This is a genomic window from Micromonospora sp. NPDC049274, assembly GCF_040678875.1.
In the GTDB taxonomy this organism is placed as follows: Bacteria; Actinomycetota; Actinomycetes; order Mycobacteriales; family Micromonosporaceae; genus Micromonospora.
This window is the reverse complement of the sequence record NZ_JBFAQS010000015.1, coordinates 1-16,673: the sequence shown is the minus strand read 5'-3', so window position 1 is coordinate 16,673 and position 16,673 is coordinate 1. Positions and strand designations below refer to the sequence as shown.

At 70.5% G+C, this 16,673-nt stretch carries 19 protein-coding genes; 9 read left to right on the top strand and 10 right to left on the bottom strand.

Going from position 1 to position 16,673, the window contains the following annotated elements:
- The first annotated feature begins 581 nt into the window (after positions 1-581).
- The 4 genes from AB0K10_RS24755 (at position 582) to AB0K10_RS24740 (ending at position 3,932) form a co-directional block, all read left to right on the top strand.
- On the top strand, positions 582-1,589 hold the full coding sequence (locus AB0K10_RS24755) for an ABC transporter permease (RefSeq protein ID WP_363687153.1): 1,008 nt from the start codon (positions 582-584) through the stop codon (positions 1,587-1,589).
- A 40-nt stretch (positions 1,590-1,629) separates the two neighbouring features.
- Positions 1,630-2,682, top strand: a complete 1,053-nt coding sequence (locus AB0K10_RS24750; RefSeq protein WP_363687151.1) for an ABC transporter substrate-binding protein — start codon at positions 1,630-1,632, stop codon at positions 2,680-2,682.
- Positions 2,682-3,491 carry an ATP-binding cassette domain-containing protein gene (locus tag AB0K10_RS24745; protein ID WP_363687149.1) on the top strand — a complete coding sequence of 270 codons (810 nt, stop codon included), beginning with the start codon at positions 2,682-2,684 and terminating at the stop codon, positions 3,489-3,491. Before AB0K10_RS24750 ends, AB0K10_RS24745 begins: the two co-directional genes overlap by 1 nt.
- A gap of 102 nt (positions 3,492-3,593) precedes the next feature.
- Positions 3,594-3,932 (top strand): hypothetical protein, encoded by a 339-nt coding sequence (locus AB0K10_RS24740; protein ID WP_363687147.1) that lies wholly within the window; start codon positions 3,594-3,596, stop codon positions 3,930-3,932.
- Between the two features lie 11 nt (positions 3,933-3,943).
- Here the strand turns inward: AB0K10_RS24740 and AB0K10_RS24735 are convergent, their stop codons facing one another.
- On the bottom strand, positions 3,944-4,864 hold the full coding sequence (locus AB0K10_RS24735; protein WP_363687145.1) for an RNA polymerase subunit sigma-70: 921 nt from the start codon (positions 4,862-4,864) through the stop codon (positions 3,944-3,946).
- A gap of 137 nt (positions 4,865-5,001) precedes the next feature.
- Here AB0K10_RS24735 and AB0K10_RS24730 point away from each other — a divergent pair, with 137 nt between their 5' ends.
- A complete protein-coding gene (locus AB0K10_RS24730; protein WP_363687143.1) occupies positions 5,002-5,709 on the top strand; it encodes a DUF899 family protein in 708 nt (235 codons plus the stop codon).
- Between the two features lie 7 nt (positions 5,710-5,716).
- A complete protein-coding gene (locus AB0K10_RS24725) occupies positions 5,717-6,238 on the top strand; it encodes a hypothetical protein (protein ID WP_363687141.1) in 522 nt (173 codons plus the stop codon).
- Positions 6,239-6,524: 286 nt separating this feature from the next.
- Here the strand turns inward: AB0K10_RS24725 and AB0K10_RS24720 are convergent, their stop codons facing one another.
- The 5 genes from AB0K10_RS24720 to AB0K10_RS24700 all read right to left on the bottom strand — a co-directional run bounded on the left by AB0K10_RS24720 (position 6,525) and on the right by AB0K10_RS24700 (position 11,025).
- The gene (locus AB0K10_RS24720) at positions 6,525-7,247 is read right to left on the bottom strand and encodes a FadR/GntR family transcriptional regulator (RefSeq protein ID WP_363687139.1); all 723 of its coding nucleotides are present in this window, start codon (positions 7,245-7,247) and stop codon (positions 6,525-6,527) included.
- Positions 7,248-7,255: 8 nt separating this feature from the next.
- Positions 7,256-8,650 (bottom strand): L-fuconate dehydratase, encoded by a 1,395-nt coding sequence (locus AB0K10_RS24715; RefSeq protein WP_363687137.1) that lies wholly within the window; start codon positions 8,648-8,650, stop codon positions 7,256-7,258.
- 490 nt (positions 8,651-9,140) lie between these two features.
- Entirely contained in the window at positions 9,141-9,548 is a 408-nt protein-coding gene (locus AB0K10_RS24710) for an arsenate reductase ArsC (RefSeq protein ID WP_363687135.1), read from the bottom strand.
- Positions 9,545-10,645, bottom strand: a complete 1,101-nt coding sequence (arsB, locus tag AB0K10_RS24705; RefSeq protein ID WP_363687133.1) for an ACR3 family arsenite efflux transporter — start codon at positions 10,643-10,645, stop codon at positions 9,545-9,547. The genes AB0K10_RS24710 and arsB overlap by 4 nt, the downstream gene beginning before the upstream one ends.
- Positions 10,642-11,025: a metalloregulator ArsR/SmtB family transcription factor gene (locus AB0K10_RS24700; RefSeq protein ID WP_363687131.1), complete on the bottom strand. Its 384-nt coding sequence runs from the start codon at positions 11,023-11,025 to the stop codon at positions 10,642-10,644. The genes arsB and AB0K10_RS24700 overlap by 4 nt, the downstream gene beginning before the upstream one ends.
- Before the next feature lie 98 nt (positions 11,026-11,123).
- Between AB0K10_RS24700 and AB0K10_RS24695 the strand changes: the two genes are divergently transcribed.
- Both AB0K10_RS24695 and AB0K10_RS24690 read left to right on the top strand, forming a co-directional pair.
- Positions 11,124-11,621 (top strand): N-acetyltransferase family protein, encoded by a 498-nt coding sequence (locus AB0K10_RS24695; RefSeq protein WP_363687129.1) that lies wholly within the window; start codon positions 11,124-11,126, stop codon positions 11,619-11,621.
- A gap of 14 nt (positions 11,622-11,635) precedes the next feature.
- Positions 11,636-13,030: an FAD-dependent oxidoreductase gene (locus tag AB0K10_RS24690; RefSeq protein ID WP_363687127.1), complete on the top strand. Its 1,395-nt coding sequence runs from the start codon at positions 11,636-11,638 to the stop codon at positions 13,028-13,030.
- Between the two features lie 44 nt (positions 13,031-13,074).
- On the opposite strand, the gene AB0K10_RS24685 is transcribed toward AB0K10_RS24690, so the two are convergent.
- From AB0K10_RS24685 to AB0K10_RS24670, 4 genes are all read right to left on the bottom strand, one after another.
- A complete protein-coding gene (locus AB0K10_RS24685) occupies positions 13,075-13,428 on the bottom strand; it encodes a TraR/DksA C4-type zinc finger protein (RefSeq protein WP_363687125.1) in 354 nt (117 codons plus the stop codon).
- Between the two features lie 6 nt (positions 13,429-13,434).
- Positions 13,435-13,641: a hypothetical protein gene (locus AB0K10_RS24680; RefSeq protein WP_363687123.1), complete on the bottom strand. Its 207-nt coding sequence runs from the start codon at positions 13,639-13,641 to the stop codon at positions 13,435-13,437.
- A gap of 78 nt (positions 13,642-13,719) precedes the next feature.
- Positions 13,720-14,661 carry an ion transporter gene (locus tag AB0K10_RS24675; protein WP_363687121.1) on the bottom strand — a complete coding sequence of 314 codons (942 nt, stop codon included), beginning with the start codon at positions 14,659-14,661 and terminating at the stop codon, positions 13,720-13,722.
- A 328-nt stretch (positions 14,662-14,989) separates the two neighbouring features.
- Positions 14,990-15,847 (bottom strand): SDR family oxidoreductase, encoded by an 858-nt coding sequence (locus AB0K10_RS24670; protein ID WP_363687119.1) that lies wholly within the window; start codon positions 15,845-15,847, stop codon positions 14,990-14,992.
- Between the two features lie 96 nt (positions 15,848-15,943).
- Between AB0K10_RS24670 and AB0K10_RS24665 the strand changes: the two genes are divergently transcribed.
- Positions 15,944-16,330, top strand: coding sequence for a helix-turn-helix domain-containing protein (locus tag AB0K10_RS24665; protein WP_363687406.1), 387 nt, complete (start codon positions 15,944-15,946; stop codon positions 16,328-16,330).
- Positions 16,331-16,673 lie beyond the last annotated feature (343 nt).

The following is a 16,673-nucleotide window of genomic DNA, read 5'->3' as shown; positions in this document are numbered from 1 at the left end:
GGACGTCACGAAGCGAGCGACCGCGGGACGCGGGATCAGGCGTACGCCGGACAGGTGTGGTTCGGACAGGTCACCGACCGTCGACCGGGTCGCGGGACCCGATGCCCTTCGAGGTGTCGGTAACTCCGAACGGGAGGGACGTGCCCTCGACTCCTTGGCGGAACATAGCATGTTATCGATAACATGCTCAAGATGAGCGGCGGCCCGGCGGCGCGGGTCTGCGGCGCTGGCGCCCACGCGGGGTGGTCGTCGCCATCGGGGAACGGCACGACGGCGGGACGGCCGGCTCCCGGCAGGGCGCATGCGGCGGCCGGTCGCAGGTGGTCATGTTTGGTCCGACGTATGCCGTCCGAAGTGGGCCACAACGATGCCAAAACATGGCGGTAAGACCTTGGCAACATGAGTGTGACCATGGCAAGGTAACGCCTGATCGCGGGAAACATCCGATCTATCGCGCGAGGCGCTGCGGGTGTGGCCCGTGGGTGACTTCCTGGGGAGGTCCGGTTGCTGAGGAGTGTGTTGTTCGCCGGCGCAGACGCGGGTCGTGCCGGGAACACAGTGGAGGAAGGTCGGGTCCGACGATGAGTGCGGTCGAGGCAACGACGGACGCCCCGGGTGGCGCGCTCAACGACTGGTTGCGGGAGCGCATCTCCCACGCGCTCTCCGAGTTCACCGCGGCCACCGCGCTCGTCGTCCTGTTCATCGCGTTGAGCTTCGCCAGTCCTTATTTCCTGACGGCGGACAACCTGTTCAACATCGGCGCGCAGACCGCGGTGATCGCCATCATCGCCGCCGCGCAGACGATGGTCATCATCACCCGGGGCATCGACCTGTCGGTCGGTTCGGTCGCCGCGCTCGCCGGTGTGGCGGGAGCGATGGTCGTCCGCGACCTGGGCTTCCCGCTCCTGGCCGCGACGGCGGTCGCGATCGGCGTCGGTGCCCTGGCCGGGCTGCTCAACGGGCTGCTGGTGACAGTCGCCCGGATTCCCCCGTTCATCGCGACGCTGGGCACGATGTCGGTCGGCCGGGGTCTGGTCTTCATCATGACCGGGGCGGTCGGCGTCTACGGTCTGCCCCGGTCGTTCCAACTGCTCGGTAACGGGGAGATCATCGGCATCCCGTTCGCCGTGGTGATCACCGCGGTGGTCGCCGTCGGGGTGGCGTTCCTGCTCTCGCAGACCCGCTTCGGCCAGTACACGTACGCGATGGGGTCCAACCTGGAGGCCGCCCGCCGCTCGGGCATCGCGGTGGGCCGGAACCTGACCTACGTGTACGTCCTGGCGGGTGTGCTTGTCGGTCTGGGCGGCATGATCGCCGCTTCCCGGGTCAACTCCGGCCAGCCGAACTACGGCATCTCGTTGGAGCTCGACGTCATCGCCGCCGCGGTCATCGGCGGCGCCAGCCTGTTCGGAGGGCAGGGCCGGATCGTCGGGACCATCATCGGCGCCTTCCTCATCGCCCTGGTCCGCAACGGCGCCGTCCTGCTCGACATCAGCATCCACTACCAGCAGGTGATCGTCGGCCTGATCATCTGGGCCGCCGTCTACTTCGACCAGTACCGCCGTCGGCGGCTGGAATCACGGGGTTGACATGCCATTCCGAGAGTCCGAACGAGGAAGGACACACACCATGGCGCACACCACCACCAGCCGGCGGACGCGACGGTCGATCCTGGGTGTACGGGCCGTTCTGGCCGCAGCCGCGGCGACCGCCCTGCTCAGCGCCTGTAGCGGGGTCGAGGTCCGCGACGGGGGCGACGGGGCGACGAAGAACGCGAGCGGTCCGTTGAAGCTCGCCGTCGTGCCGAAGGCCGTCGGCGCCGACTACTGGAACACGGTGAAGGCGGGCGCGGAGTGCGCCGCGCAGCGCGCCGGGGACGTCACCGTCCAGTGGGACGGCGTGACCACCGAGACCGATGTCGAGGGCCAGGTCAACCTGATCCAGAACTTCGTCACCAAGAAGGTCGACGGCATCGTCTACGCGGCGACCGACTCCAGCGCGTTGGCACCCGCCACCGACCAGGCGCTCGCCGCGAAGATCCCGGTCGCGATGATCGACTCCGGCACCAGCCCGCAGCCGTCGGGGGTGCCCCTCTTCGCCACCGACAACCGTGCGTCGGCCACCGAGGCGGCGAAGTTGCTCGCCACCGAACTCGGCCCCGGCAACCACCAGGTGGCTCTCGTCGAGTTCCAGCCCGGCTCGCAGACCAACACCGAGCGGGTGGACGGCTTCAAGGCCGGCCTCGCCCAGTTCCCCAACCTGAAGCTTGTCGGCCAGCAGCCCAGCCGCAGCGACGTCAACGAGGCCCGGCGGGTCACCGAGAACATCCTCACCGCGAACCCGAACCTCGCCGGCATCTTCGCGGCCAACGAACCGAGCGTGCTCGGCGCCGCGCAGGCCATCCAGGCGGCGGGCAAATCCGGCAAGGTGGTCATCATCGGTTGGGACGCCGCCCCGGACGAGGTCGCCGGGCTGCGTAGCGGCCAGATCTCCGCGCTTGTCGTGCAGAACCCGTTCAAGATGGGCTACTTCGGCGTCGACAAGATGGTCAAGCACCTGCGGGACAAGGCGCCGCTGGCGTCGGCTGACACCGGGGTCACGTTCGTCACCAAGAAGAACATCGACTCCGCGGAGATCAAGGCGGTGCTCGAGCCCAGCTGCGCCAACCCCCCGGTGCAGTGATGGCCACCGCCGCAACGGCCACCGCCGAGAACGGCCAGCCGGCCGCCGACAGGCAGCCTGTCCTCGAAGCCCGTGGCATCGTCAAGCGGTTCGGCCACGTCGAAGCGCTGCGTGGCGCGGACTTCACCGTCCACCGGGGCGAGGTCGTCGCGCTCATCGGCGACAACGGCGCCGGAAAGAGCACGCTGATCAAGACCCTGTCCGGTGTGCACCCGCCCGACGAGGGCGAGATCCGGGTGGATGGTCGTCCGGTCCAGTTCGCCACGCCTGTCGACGCCCGGCGCGCGGGGGTGGAGACCGTCTACCAGGATCTCGCCGTCGCCGACGACCTCAGCGTGGCCGCCAACCTCTACCTCGGGCGGGAGATCCTGCGCTCCGGGCCGCTCGGCCGGCTGGGGCTGCTCGACAAGCGCGCCATGCGTCAGGGCGCCGCCGCGGCCCTCGACGAGCTGGGTGTGCGGATTCCCCGGGTCACCACCCCGATCGCGATGTTGTCCGGTGGGCAGCGACAGTGCGTCGCGGTGGCCCGTGCCATCATCTGGGCGACCAACGTGGTGATCCTCGACGAGCCGACCGCCGCGCTCGGCGTCGTGCAGACCGGGCGGGTGCTCGACGTCGTCCGGCGTGCCCGGGATGCCGGCATGTCGGTGGTGCTGGTCAGCCACAACATGCCGCAGGTGCTCGAGATCGCCGACCGCGTGGAGGTGCTGCGCCTCGGCCGGCGGGCGGCCCGGCTGCGCGCGGACGAGGTCACCACCGACGACCTGGTCGCGGCGATGACCGGAAGCACGGGCGCGGAGCGGGACTAGTACTCCAACGTCACTTGGCTTCGGCGTTGGGCGTGGCGTGGGCATGAGGACGGCCACCGCGTTGATCATCGATGGTTTGTGAGGACAATCGAAGATCGTGCGGTGGCCGTGTGCCACAGCGCAGACCCGACCGGGTGGCGGGTCATCCTGGACGAGGCGGTGACACGTGTCGCGGACCGGTTCGTGCGGGCGGAGCCACGTCGGACCGCCGGGCAGTTCGTGGAATGGCTGCTGTCGGGCGTGGAACGTAAGCCCGACCCCGACCCCGACCCGGAGATCATCGCGTTGACCGTCGCCGAGATCCGCCGACTCCTCAACGCCTTCGTCCTCGCCCTGCCATTACCCCCAGCGCACACCCTGCACTGGTCCACCTGGCGACGAACATCCCAAGCCCGAGCCCGGCGGTCCCACTACCAGCGCAGACTCGGCCACTTAGCTTGAGACTTACTCGTCTAGGGCTCGAGCGTGGCGGGCATGCTGAAGGCGGCGACGTGACGGGCACCGATGAAGGCGTTGCTCTCTACGATCTTCCCGTTCTCGATCCGGAGTACGTCGACGACCAGCGCCTCATAGTGCGGGCTACCGGGCCGGCGGAGATAGTTGATCAGTGCCGGGCGCCCGTTGGCCGAGGTGGGGAAGGTGCGCCAGTCGAGCGGTCGACCGAGGAACTCCGCGACCGCGTCGATCCCGACGACCGGCGGCTCGGGCGGCATCGTGATCCGTACGTCCTCGGCGAGCAGTGCCCGGACCGTCTGCGGGTCCTTCGCGTTGGCGTAGCGGCGCAGGATCTCTTCGTCCTCGCTGGTGAGCTGCGGGCGGCGCCAGTCCTGTGGGTCCGACGGAGCGCGCTGCCGGAGGGTGTGGCGGGCCCGCTGAAGGAGGCTGTTGACGGCCGCTACGGCGGTGTCGAGCGCGCCGGCGATCTCCTGCGGCGTCCAGCCGTGGACGTCGCGCAGCACGAAGGCCGCCCGCTGCCGCGGCGGCAGGTACATGAGCGCTGCGATCACGGCCAGCTCGACGGTCTCCCGAGCGGCGAGACCGGTCTGCGGATCGTCGGCCAACAGGGCGTCTGGATAGGGACCGAGCTCGGTGGACCACTCCAGCGGGTCACCATACGGAACCGTCCGGTGACCGGCCGCCTTGCGGCTGTCGAGGAAGACGTTCGTGGCGATCCGGTAGAACCAGGTGCGCGCCGACGCCCGACCCTCGAAGCGGTCGCGAGCCCGCCAGGCACGCAGGAAGGCCTCCTGCACCAGGTCGTCCGCGTCGGTGACGTTCCCTGCGAGGCGGTAGCAGTGCACGTGTAGCTCGCGCCGGTGCTCGTCGAAGGCGCGCTGCAGCCAGACCGCCTGCTCGTCAGGCGAGTCGGACATGTGATCTCCCCGGGGCTGAGTGGTCCTCACAACCGTACTGACGACCGCGGACCCCATCCGTCATCGGTCACCGATGACGATCGCCGACTCGGTCGTCTGTACCTGTGACCAATCCCCACCCCACGAAGGAGACAGCCATGACGGCAACCCCCGCGTCCAGCGCCGCCACGCCCCCGGTCGTCGACCGGGAGACCTGGCTGCGCGAGCGCAACGAACTGCTGGCCCGGGAGAAGGCCCATACCCGCGAAGGAGACGCCATCGCAGCCGCTCGTCGTCAGCTGCCGATGACCTTGATGCCGACGGTGACGGTCCAGGGCCCCGGCGGGGACACCCCGCTGGTGGAGGTTTTCGAGGGCCGCCGGATGCTCATCGCCTACTTCCACATGTGGCACGACGGCAAGCCGCACGAGCATCAGTGTGAGGGGTGCACCTTCTCGACCTGTCACATGCAGATGCTGGACTACCTGCACGCCCGGGACGTCACCTACGCCGTGTTCTGCCAGGGCCCCTACGACGAAAGTGCCCCATTCGCGGAGTTCATGGGCTACCCGTTCCCCTGGTATTCGGCGAAAGACTCCGACCCGGCTCTGGCCGACGGTCGTGACTTCGGATTCATCGCCTGCTACCTGCGCGACGGCGACCAGGTCTACGAGACCTACTGGACCACCGGGCGGGGCGTGGAGGCGCTGACGACCAGCTACCACGCCCTGGACCTCACGGTGTACGGCCGGCAGGAAAACTGGGAAAACTCGCCTGAAGGCTGGCCGCGGGTCCCCGGGCACCCGTGGCGGCTCAACGGCCGCCCCACCGCGCAATGGTCACGCCCCGGCGTCGCACCGCGATGACGTCCTGATGATCGAGGTGATCATGCTCGGGTCGGCCGCGGTGTCGGCCTGCTGCTGCGTCGTGCCGCGGGCGGGCGCGTCCCGCGGAGCCCGGATGCTCGCGGGCGCGATGGTGGCTGTCATGGTCGCGGTGACCCTCGACGCCGCACCGGTTGTGCAGTACGCGGGCGCGCTGCTGCTCCTCGCCTTCGCGGTGGCACTCGTCACCAGCGGTCCGACCGAACGCGGCCCGGAGGTGCAGTGGCACCGTACGGCCGGGGCCGTGCTCATGGCGCTCGCCGTGCTGATGCATCAACACGGCGGGTCGATGGCTATCCACCACATGGCCGCCGGGCCCCGGATGGACCACGGCACCGTCACCGGCCATGACGCGGCGCTCGTGTTGCTACGCGCCGCCACGGCGGCTTACCTCTGCTGGATGGCGGCCGCACTCGTCCGGCTGCGCAATCGACCGATCACGGACCTGCTCCGTTGGGAGCACCTGGCCATGGGGGCAAGCCTCGCGGCCATGATCTTCTTCATGAGCTAGCCGAGTAAGCCAGCCGGCAGATCAAGTGACGTTGGAGTACTTGGGCCTGTTTCATAAGGGCGGTCGAGCCGAGGCGAGTCCGGGCGGCGATCCGGCAAGGCGCGGTTTCGTCCGGATACAACACCGGTATCCGGACGAAACCGCAACGCCGCCGGTCGTCGTCCGGGCCCGCCGCAGGCCGGCCAGCCCTTATGAAACAGGCCCTAGCGGTGACGGCGGTCGCCCGCCCGTGACCGGGCGCGATTGATCGGCATCGTTTCCGCTGGCGCCCGGAGCGGGCGGGCGATCATTGCGCCTGCGCGTCGACGCCTGTCTCCGCTTCGTCGGGCAGCCCCTGTAACGACTCCTCCACACCGATCAGGTGGTTGGCCATCCGGGTGCGGGCCCGTTCCGGGTCGCGCGCCACGAGGGCCTTCAGGATCGCCACGTGTTCGTGATGGGTGCGCAGGTCCGCGCCCTCCTCGTGCAGGCTCCGCCAGAGCCGGCCGCGGATGGTGCGTCCGGCGAAGGCTTCGATGAGGCCGACGAGAACCGGGTTCTCCGCGTGCACGGCGATGATCCGGTGGAAGGCGATGTCGATCTCCATGATCCGCTCGTGATCCGGCGGTGACTGGCCGACCAGCCGGGCCGCCTCCTCGAGCAGTTCGCCCGCCTGGGCCAGTGCCTCGTCGGTGATCCTGGTCGCCGCCAGGCAGGCGGCCTCGCACTCCAGGAGACGGCGAACGGTGTGGATGTGCCGCCCGTCGCCCTGGCCCTGGAAGTCGACGACGAAGCCCATCGGGGCCAGCAGTTGCGGCGCGTCGAGGTTGGTGACGTACGTGCCGTCGCCCTGGCGGATGTTGACGATGCCGAGGATGGACAGCGCCGACATCCCCTCGCGCAGCGATCCCCGCGAGACGCCGAGAGACTCGGCGAGATCCTTCTCGATGGGCAGCCGGTCCCCGGGTTTGAACGTCCCTTCGAGGATCATCCGCTTGATGCCGTTTACCACTTCGTCGGTGCGGGACATGACACCTCCTAGCGGCCGGCGGGGGTGGCCGTCCCACCCGCGATGACGTACGGCTCCGGAGATGACACCGTAGCCGGCTCCGCCTCGGCCCAGTAGAGGCCGTCGGGAAACCGGTACCGCGCGATCGACTCGGGGTGCATCCGGGTGGAGTAGCCGGGCGTACTGGGCAGCACGTAACCGCTGCCCCAGCCGGCGTCCCGGACGACACACGGATCGGTGAAGTGCTCATGCAGGTGGTCGACGAACTCGGTCACACGGCCGGTGAGATCCCCCGAGATCGCGACGTAGTCGAGCACCGACACGTGTTGGACCATCTCGCAGAGCCCGACACCGCCGGCGTGCGGGCACACCGGGACGTCGAACTTCGCGGCGAGCAGCAGCACGGCGACGATCTCGTTGATGCTGGCCAGCCGGCCGGTGTCCAACTGGCAGAAGTCGATGGCCTCGGCCTGGAAAAGCTGCTTGAACATCACCCGGTTGTGGCAGTGCTCGCCGGTGGCGACGCCGACGGGAGCGACGGCACGGCGCACGGCAGCGTGGCCCAGGATGTCGTCCGGACTGGTCGGTTCCTCTATCCACAGTGGCGAGAACTGGGCGAGGGCCTTGACCCACTCGATGGCCTGGTCGACGTCCCACACCTGGTTGGCGTCGATCATCAGGTTGCGGTGCGGGCCCAGGATCTCGCGGGCGATCCGGCACCGCCGGATGTCGTCCTCGAGGTCCGCGCCGACCTTGAGCTTGACGTAGCCGTAGCCGGAGTCGACGGCCTCCTGGCACAGCCGGCGCAGCTTGTCGTCGCCGTAGCCGAGCCAACCCGCCGAGGTGGTGTACGCCGGGTAGCCGGTGCGCGCCAACTCGGCGAGGCGGTCGGCCTTCGTGCTCTGCTTGGCGCGCAGGATGGCCAGTGCCTCGTCCCGGGTCAGCGCGTCGGACAGGTAGCGCAGGTCGGCGATGTCGACGAGTTGCTCGGGGGACATGTCGGTGAGCAGCCGCCACAGCGGCTTGGCCGCGAGTCGGGCGGCCAGATCCCACGCCGCGTTCAGCACGGCGGCCAACGACAGGTGGATGACGCCCTTCTCCGGACCGAGCCAGCGCAGCTGGGAGTCGGAGGTGAGCAGCCGGTAGACAGCACCCATGTCGCCGGCCATCGTCGTGACGTCCAGGCCCACCAGGCGGTGGGCCTGGTGCACCGCCGCCGCGACGACGATGTCGTTGCCCCGGCCGATGGTGAAGGTGAGGCCGTGGCCCGCCAGCGGCGCCCCGGTGCTGTCGACGCCGTCGGTGTGCAGGATGACATAGGCCGCCGAGTAGTCGCCGTCCTTGTTCATGGCGTCGGACCCGTCAGCGGTCAGCGAGGTGGGGAAGCGGACGTCCTCGACGGTGACGCCAGTGATCTGCGGCATGCGCTCCTCGCCCGACTAGGCTAAAGATCTGATGATCATTTGGAGTATACGGAGGCCCGATCGGGTGCGTCAACGACATCGATCGACCTGTGCCAATATAGATCCAACGTTTTGTGCGCTCCGGCGGCGTCCGATGACCGCTTCCGTTCTCCTGCCGGCGGAGCGTCCGCCGTACCCGCAGGGCGACCCCGTGCGGGGGAAGTCGCGACCATGCCAGAGGGTGCCGATGCTGCTTGCTGACCCTCTCGCGCGGTCACCGGCCTGCTCCGCCGCGTCGTGGGCTGGGCAGGCGGGCATTGCCCCGGTCGGAGCCGGGCGGTGCCGAAGACGTCGATGAGGCCCGATGAAGATTAGATGTTCACCGCTACTGTCGACGGCGGCTCCGGGAGGTGTTGCAGGTGCAGCCCAGTTGATACATCGCATCTTTGTGGCCACCGGGTGCCGTCGGTGGGTCTCGGTCAGTGGTGGCGTATGTCGGCCTCGTCCCGGATCAGACGCGCGCGGCCAGGCCGGCGAGGAGCTGCTCCACCCGGGTGCGGATGTCGTCGCGGATTCCACGCACTGCCTCGACGTCCTTGCCGGCCGGGTCGTCGAGCTTCCAGTCCTCGTAGCGCTTGCCGGGGAAGACCGGGCAGGCGTCGCCGCAGCCCATGGTCACGATGACGTCGGAGGACTCCGCTGTGGCGTACGTCAGGAGCTCTGGGGTCTGGTCGGTGATGTCGATGCCGACCTCGCGCATGGCTTCGACGGCGGCGGGGTTGATCGTCTCGGCCGGAGCGGAGCCGGCCGAGCGGACCTCGACGGTGTCGCCGGCGAGGTGTCGCAGCCAGCCGGCGGCCATCTGGGAACGGCCGGCGTTGTGGACGCAAACGAACAGTACGCTGGGTTTGTCGCTCATCGTGACGCCTCTCGGTGGAGGGGTGGGGGAAAGAAGTGGCGGCGCGCCCAGAGCGAGACGTGGACGAGGCCGACCAGCACGGGCACCTCGATCAGCGGCCCGACGACCCCGGCGAGCGCCTGGCCGGAGGCCACGCCGAAGGTGCCGATCGCGATGGCGATGGCGAGTTCGAAGTTGTTGCCGGCGGCGGTGAACGCGAGGGTGGTCGTGCGCGCGTACCCGAGGCCGAGGGCCCGGCCGAGAGCGTAGGAGCCGGCCCACATCAGCGCGAAGTACACAAGCAGCGGCAGGGCGATGCGGGCGACGTCGAATGGCCGGCCGGTGATGGCGTCGCCCTGCAGGGCGAACAGAATCACGATGGTGAACAGCAGCCCGTACAGGGCCACCGGGCCGATGCGCGGCAGGAGGCGGGATTCGTACCAGTCACGACCCCTGGCACGCTCGCCGAGGCGGCGGGTGAGGTAACCGGCCAGCAATGGGATGCCGAGGAAGACGAGCACGTTGCGGGCGATCTCCCAGGCCGAGACGCGCAGCTCGGCACCCGGCAACCCGAGCCACCCGGGCAGCACCGACAGGTAGAACCAGCCGAGCAGGCCGAAGGCGAGGACCTGGAAGACCGAGTTGAGCGCGACCAGGACGGCCGCGGCCTCGCGGTCGCCGCACGCGAGGTCGTTCCAGATGACGACCATGGCGATGCAGCGGGCGAGGCCGACGATGATCAACCCGGTGCGGTACGCGGGCTGGTCGGCCAGGAAGACCCAGGCCAGGGCGAACATCACGGCCGGGCCGACAAGCCAGTTGAGGACCAGCGACGAGACCAGCAGGCGGCGATCGCCGGTCACGGTGTCGAGTCGGTCGTAGCGGACCTTCGCCAGCACCGGGTACATCATGACCAACAGGCCGAGCGCGATCGGCAGTGAGACCCCGCCGACCGCCACCGCGTCCAGCGCGTCGCCGAGCCCGGGGATCAGGCGGCCGAGGAGCAGTCCGACGGCCATGGCCAGCCCGATCCAGATCGGCAGGAACCGGTCGAGTCGGGAGAGGCGACCGACGACGGCGCTCGCGGCTGTGTCGGTCTGGCGGGTGAGGGTGCTCACGAGCACTCCGGCCGGGCGGCGGGAGCGGCGTCGGCACCGGTCGGTACGACGGTGAGCAGCGCGGCGAGTTGGCCCAGCACCGTCGGCCGGGCGCGGTAGTAGACCCAGGTGCCGCGACGGTCGGCGTCGACGAGCCCGGCCTCGCGCAGCGTCTTCAGGTGGTGCGAAATGGTCGGGCCGGTCAGGTCGAATGCGGGGGTGAGGTCGCAGACGCAGATTTCGCCGCCCTCGGCGGAGGCGATCATCGACATGAGCTGCAGGCGGACCGGGTCGCCAAGGGCCTTGAACGCGGGGGCGAGCGCGGCGGCGGTCTCGGCCGGCACGCGCCGCTCGGACAGGGGTGGGCAGCACCGCACGTCGACGGCCGCTTGTTTCGACATTCGTCTAGGTTGACAGACATCTAATCAGCGTGCAACTGTCTGATTCGACAGACGTCGAGACAGTGTCTCGCGGTCCGAGACCGGAACGGAGCCCGCCGATGACCGACCTGACCACGCGCCCGATGACCGCCACCGACGCCGACCGCGTCCTGACGATCTACCAGGCGGGCCTCGACGGCGGTGACGCCAGCTTCGAGATCACCGCGCCGACCTGGGAGGCGTTCGACGCCACCCGGTTGCCCGCGCACCGCTTCGTGGCCGTGGACGACGGCGGCGCCATCCTCGGCTGGGTCGCGGTCACACCGACATCGAGTCGCCCGGTCTACGCCGGGGTGGTCGAGCACTCCGTCTACGTCGACCCGGCGGCCCAGGGGCGCGGCGTCGGCCGGGTGTTGCTCGACGCGCTGATCACCTCGACCGAGGCCGCAGGCATCTGGACCATCCAGTCCGGCATCTTCCCGGAGAACACCGGCAGCCTGGCCCTGCACCGGAGGGCCGGATTCCGTGTCATAGGCGTCCGGGAGCGGATCGGCCGCCACCACGACCGCTGGCGCGACGTCGTCCTGCTCGAACGCCGCAGCCCCACCATCACCTGACGAGGAGTCACCCGATGAACGCCCTGCACAGCCTTCCCGTCGTGGTCGTCGGCGCTGGCCCGACAGGCCTGGCCGCCGCCGCCCACCTGCACGAACGCGGCCTGCCCTTCGTCGTCCTCGAAGCCGGCGACACCCCGGGCGCCGCCGTCGCCCAGTGGGGGCACGTACGGGTCTTCTCGCCCTGGCGCTACAACATCGACCCGGCCGCCCGCCGGATCCTCGACGACGCCGGCTGGGTCGCCCCCGACCCGGAGGCCCTGCCGACCGGAGCGGAGCTGGTCCGCGCGTACCTCCAGCCGCTCGCGGAGCTGCCCCCGCTCACGCCGCACGTCCGCTACGGTGCCCGCGTCCAGGCGATCAGCCGCCTCGGCCTCGACCGGCTGCGCACCGCCGGCCGCGACACCACGCCCTTCCTGGTCCGCCTCGCCGACGGCGACGAGCTGCTGGCCCGTGCCGTGATCGACGCCTCCGGCACCTGGGGCACCCCGAACGTCCTCGGCGCGTCCGGCCTGCCCGCCCGGGGCGAGGTCAACGTCGCCGCGTACCTCGAACACGCGCTGCCCGACGTGCTCGGCGCCGACCGGGACCGCTTCGCCGGGCGCCACACGCTCGTCGTGGGCGCCGGTCACTCCGCGGCGAACACCCTGCTGTCCCTGGCGGAACTGGCCGCCACCGAGCCCGGCACCGAGGTGACCTGGGCGATCCGCACCGCCTCACCCGCGCGGACGTACGGCGGTGGAGACGCCGACGCCCTGCCGGCGCGCGGCGCTCTCGGCGTTCGGCTACGGGGGCACGTCGACGCCGGCCGGGTCCGGCTGCTCACCGGCTTCTGGGTGCACGCCCTCACACCTGTCGACGGGCGCGTCCGGGTGGTCGTCCGGCACGCCGACGGCGGCGAGGAGTCGGTGCTCGTGGACCGCGTCGTCGCGGCCACCGGCTTCCGCCCGGACCACTCGATCACCGCCGAGCTCCGGCTGGACCTGGACCCGGTGCTGGGCGCGACCCGCGCGCTCGCCCCGCTGATCGACCCGAACGAGCACTCCTGTGGCACCGTACCTCCGCACGGCGTCGACGAGCTCGGCCACCCGGAGGCGGGCTACTACGCCGTCGGGATGAAGTCGTACGGACGGGCGCCGACGTTCCTCATGGCCACCGGCTACGAGCAGGTCCGCTCGGTCGTCGCCGCCCTTGCCGGAGACTGGGCCGGCGCCCGCGACGTCCAGCTCGACCTGCCCGAGACCGGCGTGTGCAGCAGCAACGTCGGCGACTCGGTGAGCGGCGACGGCTGCTGCGGCCCGACGCCGCCCGCCGAGCCGGTCCACCGTGGGCTGGCCACCGGCGTTCCCGGCGGGCTGCTCAGCCTCGTCGCCGTCGACACCGCGTCCGCCGATGGCTGCTGCGCCGGCTGACGGCATTGCGGTGGGACACCCGCCGACCCCCAGCGCCGCCGTCGTCACCGTCGGCTGGCGCAGGCGACACAGGTACGCGCCGACGGGCGGGCGGCGAGCCGCTCGGCCGGAATCGGGCGCGAGCACCGTTCGCAGACGCCGTAGGTGCCGGCGTCGACGCGGCCCACCGCCTCGTCCAGCTCCGCGAGGCGTCGACGTGCCGCGTCCAGAACGGCGCTGAGCTGCGCCCGTTCGAACGCGATGGTGCTGCCCTCGGGGTCGTGTTCGTCGTCGGCATTCGACGACCGGGAGGCCTCGAAGAGGCTCCGCAGGTCACCCTCCAGCGCGGCGGCCTCGGCGGCGGTCTCGTCGCGTCGGCGCAGCAGGTCCGCACGGACCGCGCGGGAATCGGTGGGCATGATGATTCAACGGTACGCGGCCCGCGGACCCGGCCGCGTCTCCATGAAGTTGCGGGTGTGCAGGGCGGACAGCGCGGTCGCCTCGTCCGGTCGGAAACCCAGCCGGACGAGGCGGCGCTGGCGGCCCTGGTCCATCGCCTGTTGCCGCGCGCGCACATGCTCGAAGCCGGCGGCCACGTCGTCGGGGTTCCACCCGCCCGCCGCGAGCACCACCAGCGCGTCGAAGACGTCCGCGCTGAGGCCCGCGGTGTCGGCCAGGGCGTCGTGACGGCGGTGATCGAGACCGTGCTGTCACCGTCGCGAGTGCGTGTCCTCGCGGCGCGTGCGGCCGTTCGTGTCGTCCCGGTCGATGCGCAGCTCCCGCTCCAACTCGCCGATGACCGCCCGCAGGTCGTCCAGTCGCTGGGTGAGCGCGATGCGGTCCACCTCGTCGGGTACGCCGTCGCCGTCGGCGTCGTAGCCGGGGGCCAACCGTTCGGTCATCTCCAGGCGACGGGCCTCCTCCATGGAGTTGACGATGACCGCGATGAGGATGTTGAGCAGCAGGTTGACGGTGATCACCACGTAGCTGACGTAGTAGAGCAGCGTCCACGGCGAGATGGTCAGGCCCTGCTCGATGAGGTCCGGCAGTGTCTCCAGCGAGAGCAGCACGAACAACGTCAGTAGCGACCGGCCGATGTCGCCGTACTCGTCCGGATACCTGTCGCCGAAGATCAGCCAGCCGGCCATCCCGTACACGTAGAGGGTCACCACGGCCAGGGCGAGGAACCCGGCGACTCCGGGCAGACTGCGCCACAGCGCGGACACGATGGTCCGCAGGCCCGGCGAGAAGCGCACCAGCCGGACCATCCGGGCAACCCGCACCACGCGCAGCAGCGCCGAGTCGCCGTGCAGGCCCGGAACGAAGATGGCCGCGATCACCACGAAGTCGAAGACGTTCCAGCCGTGCCGGAAGAAGTCCTGCGGACGCCGGCCGTAGGCCGCCAGTCGGATGCCGATCTCGACGACGAAGACGGCGCGGAAGAGCAGTTCCAGCCCGTGCAGCGCCCGGGTCGCGGGGACCAGACCGTCGTACGTCTCCAGGCCGAGGACGATCCCGTTGGCGAGGATGACGACGACGATGCCGATCTCGAAGGGACGGGACCGGGCGAGGCGCGCGCAGGCGTCGGCCAGTGCGGGCCGGCCGCGTTCGCGGGTGGACGGTGCGCCTCGCTGCGCGGGCGGTCCGCTCATCCGGCGGCCATCCCGCCGGCGCGCGCCGAGGCCGTCGCGGTGGCCCGTCTCCGGTCGTCGTGGTGGCGGCGCGGCGGCATGACACCACCCTAACCAAGATCAAGGTTGCGATCTCGCCGCGTACCCGCATCTGGTCGCCGCGTTCCGCCAGCCCGCGCCGCCGGCGCCCCGGACGGACCTCTTCGAGCGGACGCTGCGCGGTCTGCGAGCCACGCCGCCCGAGATGGGCTGACCCGGGGCGTACCCCGAGGTGGTCCCGAGTCGCGGCGTTCGGCCGGGCGGGCGACGCGGACGTACCCTCGTCACCCGCCCGATCGGTCGCGGCCGGTCAGGCCCGCGCGGCCCGGAGCGCGTCGCGTAGCGGCGTGCTCGGCCGGCCGATCAACCGGCTGAGGTCGTCGCTGTCGGTGGCCAGCTCGCCGATGGCGATCGAGTGGTCGAGCGCGGCGACGAACCCGGCGGTGCCGGCGTCGAGCCCGATGGTCTCCAGCGTGGAGGCCAGCTCGGCCGCCGACAGATCGCGGTGGATCACGGTCGTGCCGGTCACCTCGGTGACGGCGTCGGCCAGCTCGTCGAAGGTGAACGCGGTGCCGCCCAACTCGTAGACGGCGTTGCCGTCCTCGTCCCGGGTCAGTGCCGCCGCGGCGGCGGCCGCGTAGTCGATCCGTGCGGCGGCGGAGACCTTGCTGCCGCCGGTGGCGCCGAGGATGGTGCCGCTCTGCAGGTACTGCGGCAGCTGGTCGGTGTAGTTCTCGGTGTACCACCCGTTGCGCAGCACCGTGTGGGGCAGGCCCGACGCGGCCAGGACCTCCTCGGTGGCCCTGTGCTCCGGGGCGAGCGGGTTCGTGGTCGTGTCCGCCTTGAGGATGCTGGTGTAGACGAGGCGCTCGACCCCGGCGAGCTTGGCGGCATCGATGACGGCGGTGTGCTGGGCGGTCCGCTGCCCGGGGGTGTCGCCGGAGATGAGCAGCAGGCGGCGGACGCCGGCCACGGCGCCGGGCAGCGTCGACGGGTCGTCGTAGTCGGCCCGGCGGATCTCGACCCCGCGTGCCGCGAGGTCGGCGGCCTTATCCGGGCTGCGGACGATGGCGGCGATCTCGGTGGCGGGCACGCCGGTGTCGAGCAGCTGCTCGATCACCAGGCGGCCCAGCCGGCCGGTGGCACCGGTGACGGCGTACGTGGGCATGGGGACCTCCGAGCGTCGATGACAAATCGTAAGCACTTACGAATCTACAGCACAAGCGTTCAGGTAAGCGTCGGGTAGGCTGGTGAGGTGAGCGACATGCCGGCCCCGGGCCTGGAGGGGCCTACCCAGGACCTCGTCAGCGATGTCTTCGCGCGCGGCTGCACCTCCCGGGCGGCCTTCGAGGACGTCACCTCGAAGTGGGCCTCGCTCGTCCTGCTCGCGCTCGGTGAGGGCGGTTACCGGTTCAACGCCCTGCGACGGCGCGTCGACGGGGTCAGCGAGCGGATGCTCTCCCAGACCCTGCAGACCCTCGAACGCGACGGCATGCTCACCCGCGAGGTGCTCACGGCGATCCCACCGCGCGTGGAATACTCGCTGACTCCCCTCGGCGCCCGGGTCGCCGAGCAGTTGCGCGGCCTCGCCGACCTGCTGGAAGCCTCGGTGCCCGAGTTGCAGACCGCCCGCGCACGCGAGCGGAACTAGAGCCTGCTTCATGAACTGGCCGGCCTGCGGCGGGCCCCGACGACGACCGGCGGCGTTGCGGTGTGGTCCGGATGCAACACCGGTATCCGGACCACACCGCACCTAGCTCGATCGCCGCCCGGACTCCGCCTCGGCTCGACCGCCCTTACGAAACAGGCCCTAGCTTGAGTTTTAACCCGTGCGGCGGGGTCGTGGGGTGGTCGGGGTCTTCTTTCTGGTTGTGCTGTTCGGCTGGTTTGTCCTGGTGGCGATGTGGACGTCGTGGCGGGTGGCGGGATGTGAGTTGCGGCGTCCTGGTGGTCGTCCGGGTCCTGGCCGGGAGGGTTTCGGTGCGTTGGCGGGA

Bases quoted from the DNA above. Each gene is read 5' to 3' on its own strand.
- AB0K10_RS24715 (WP_363687137.1), bottom strand. From the start codon at position 8,650: ATGCCGCAGATCACTGGCGTCACCGTCGAGGACGTCCGCTTCCCCACC.
- AB0K10_RS24670 (WP_363687119.1), bottom strand. From the start codon at position 15,847: ATGCCCACGTACGCCGTCACCGGTGCCACCGGCCGGCTGGGCCGCCTG.
- AB0K10_RS24745 (WP_363687149.1), top strand. From the start codon at position 2,682: ATGGCCACCGCCGCAACGGCCACCGCCGAGAACGGCCAGCCGGCCGCC.
- AB0K10_RS24725 (WP_363687141.1), top strand. From the start codon at position 5,717: ATGATCGAGGTGATCATGCTCGGGTCGGCCGCGGTGTCGGCCTGCTGC.
- AB0K10_RS24675 (WP_363687121.1), bottom strand. From the start codon at position 14,661: ATGAGCGGACCGCCCGCGCAGCGAGGCGCACCGTCCACCCGCGAACGC.
- AB0K10_RS24755 (WP_363687153.1), top strand. From the start codon at position 582: ATGAGTGCGGTCGAGGCAACGACGGACGCCCCGGGTGGCGCGCTCAAC.
- AB0K10_RS24750 (WP_363687151.1), top strand. From the start codon at position 1,630: ATGGCGCACACCACCACCAGCCGGCGGACGCGACGGTCGATCCTGGGT.
- AB0K10_RS24710 (WP_363687135.1), bottom strand. From the start codon at position 9,548: ATGAGCGACAAACCCAGCGTACTGTTCGTTTGCGTCCACAACGCCGGC.
- AB0K10_RS24735 (WP_363687145.1), bottom strand. From the start codon at position 4,864: ATGTCCGACTCGCCTGACGAGCAGGCGGTCTGGCTGCAGCGCGCCTTC.
- AB0K10_RS24720 (WP_363687139.1), bottom strand. From the start codon at position 7,247: ATGTCCCGCACCGACGAAGTGGTAAACGGCATCAAGCGGATGATCCTC.
- AB0K10_RS24695 (WP_363687129.1), top strand. From the start codon at position 11,124: ATGACCGACCTGACCACGCGCCCGATGACCGCCACCGACGCCGACCGC.
- AB0K10_RS24665 (WP_363687406.1), top strand. From the start codon at position 15,944: ATGCCGGCCCCGGGCCTGGAGGGGCCTACCCAGGACCTCGTCAGCGAT.
- AB0K10_RS24685 (WP_363687125.1), bottom strand. From the start codon at position 13,428: ATGCCCACCGATTCCCGCGCGGTCCGTGCGGACCTGCTGCGCCGACGC.
- AB0K10_RS24690 (WP_363687127.1), top strand. From the start codon at position 11,636: ATGAACGCCCTGCACAGCCTTCCCGTCGTGGTCGTCGGCGCTGGCCCG.
- AB0K10_RS24730 (WP_363687143.1), top strand. From the start codon at position 5,002: ATGACGGCAACCCCCGCGTCCAGCGCCGCCACGCCCCCGGTCGTCGAC.
- AB0K10_RS24700 (WP_363687131.1), bottom strand. From the start codon at position 11,025: ATGTCGAAACAAGCGGCCGTCGACGTGCGGTGCTGCCCACCCCTGTCC.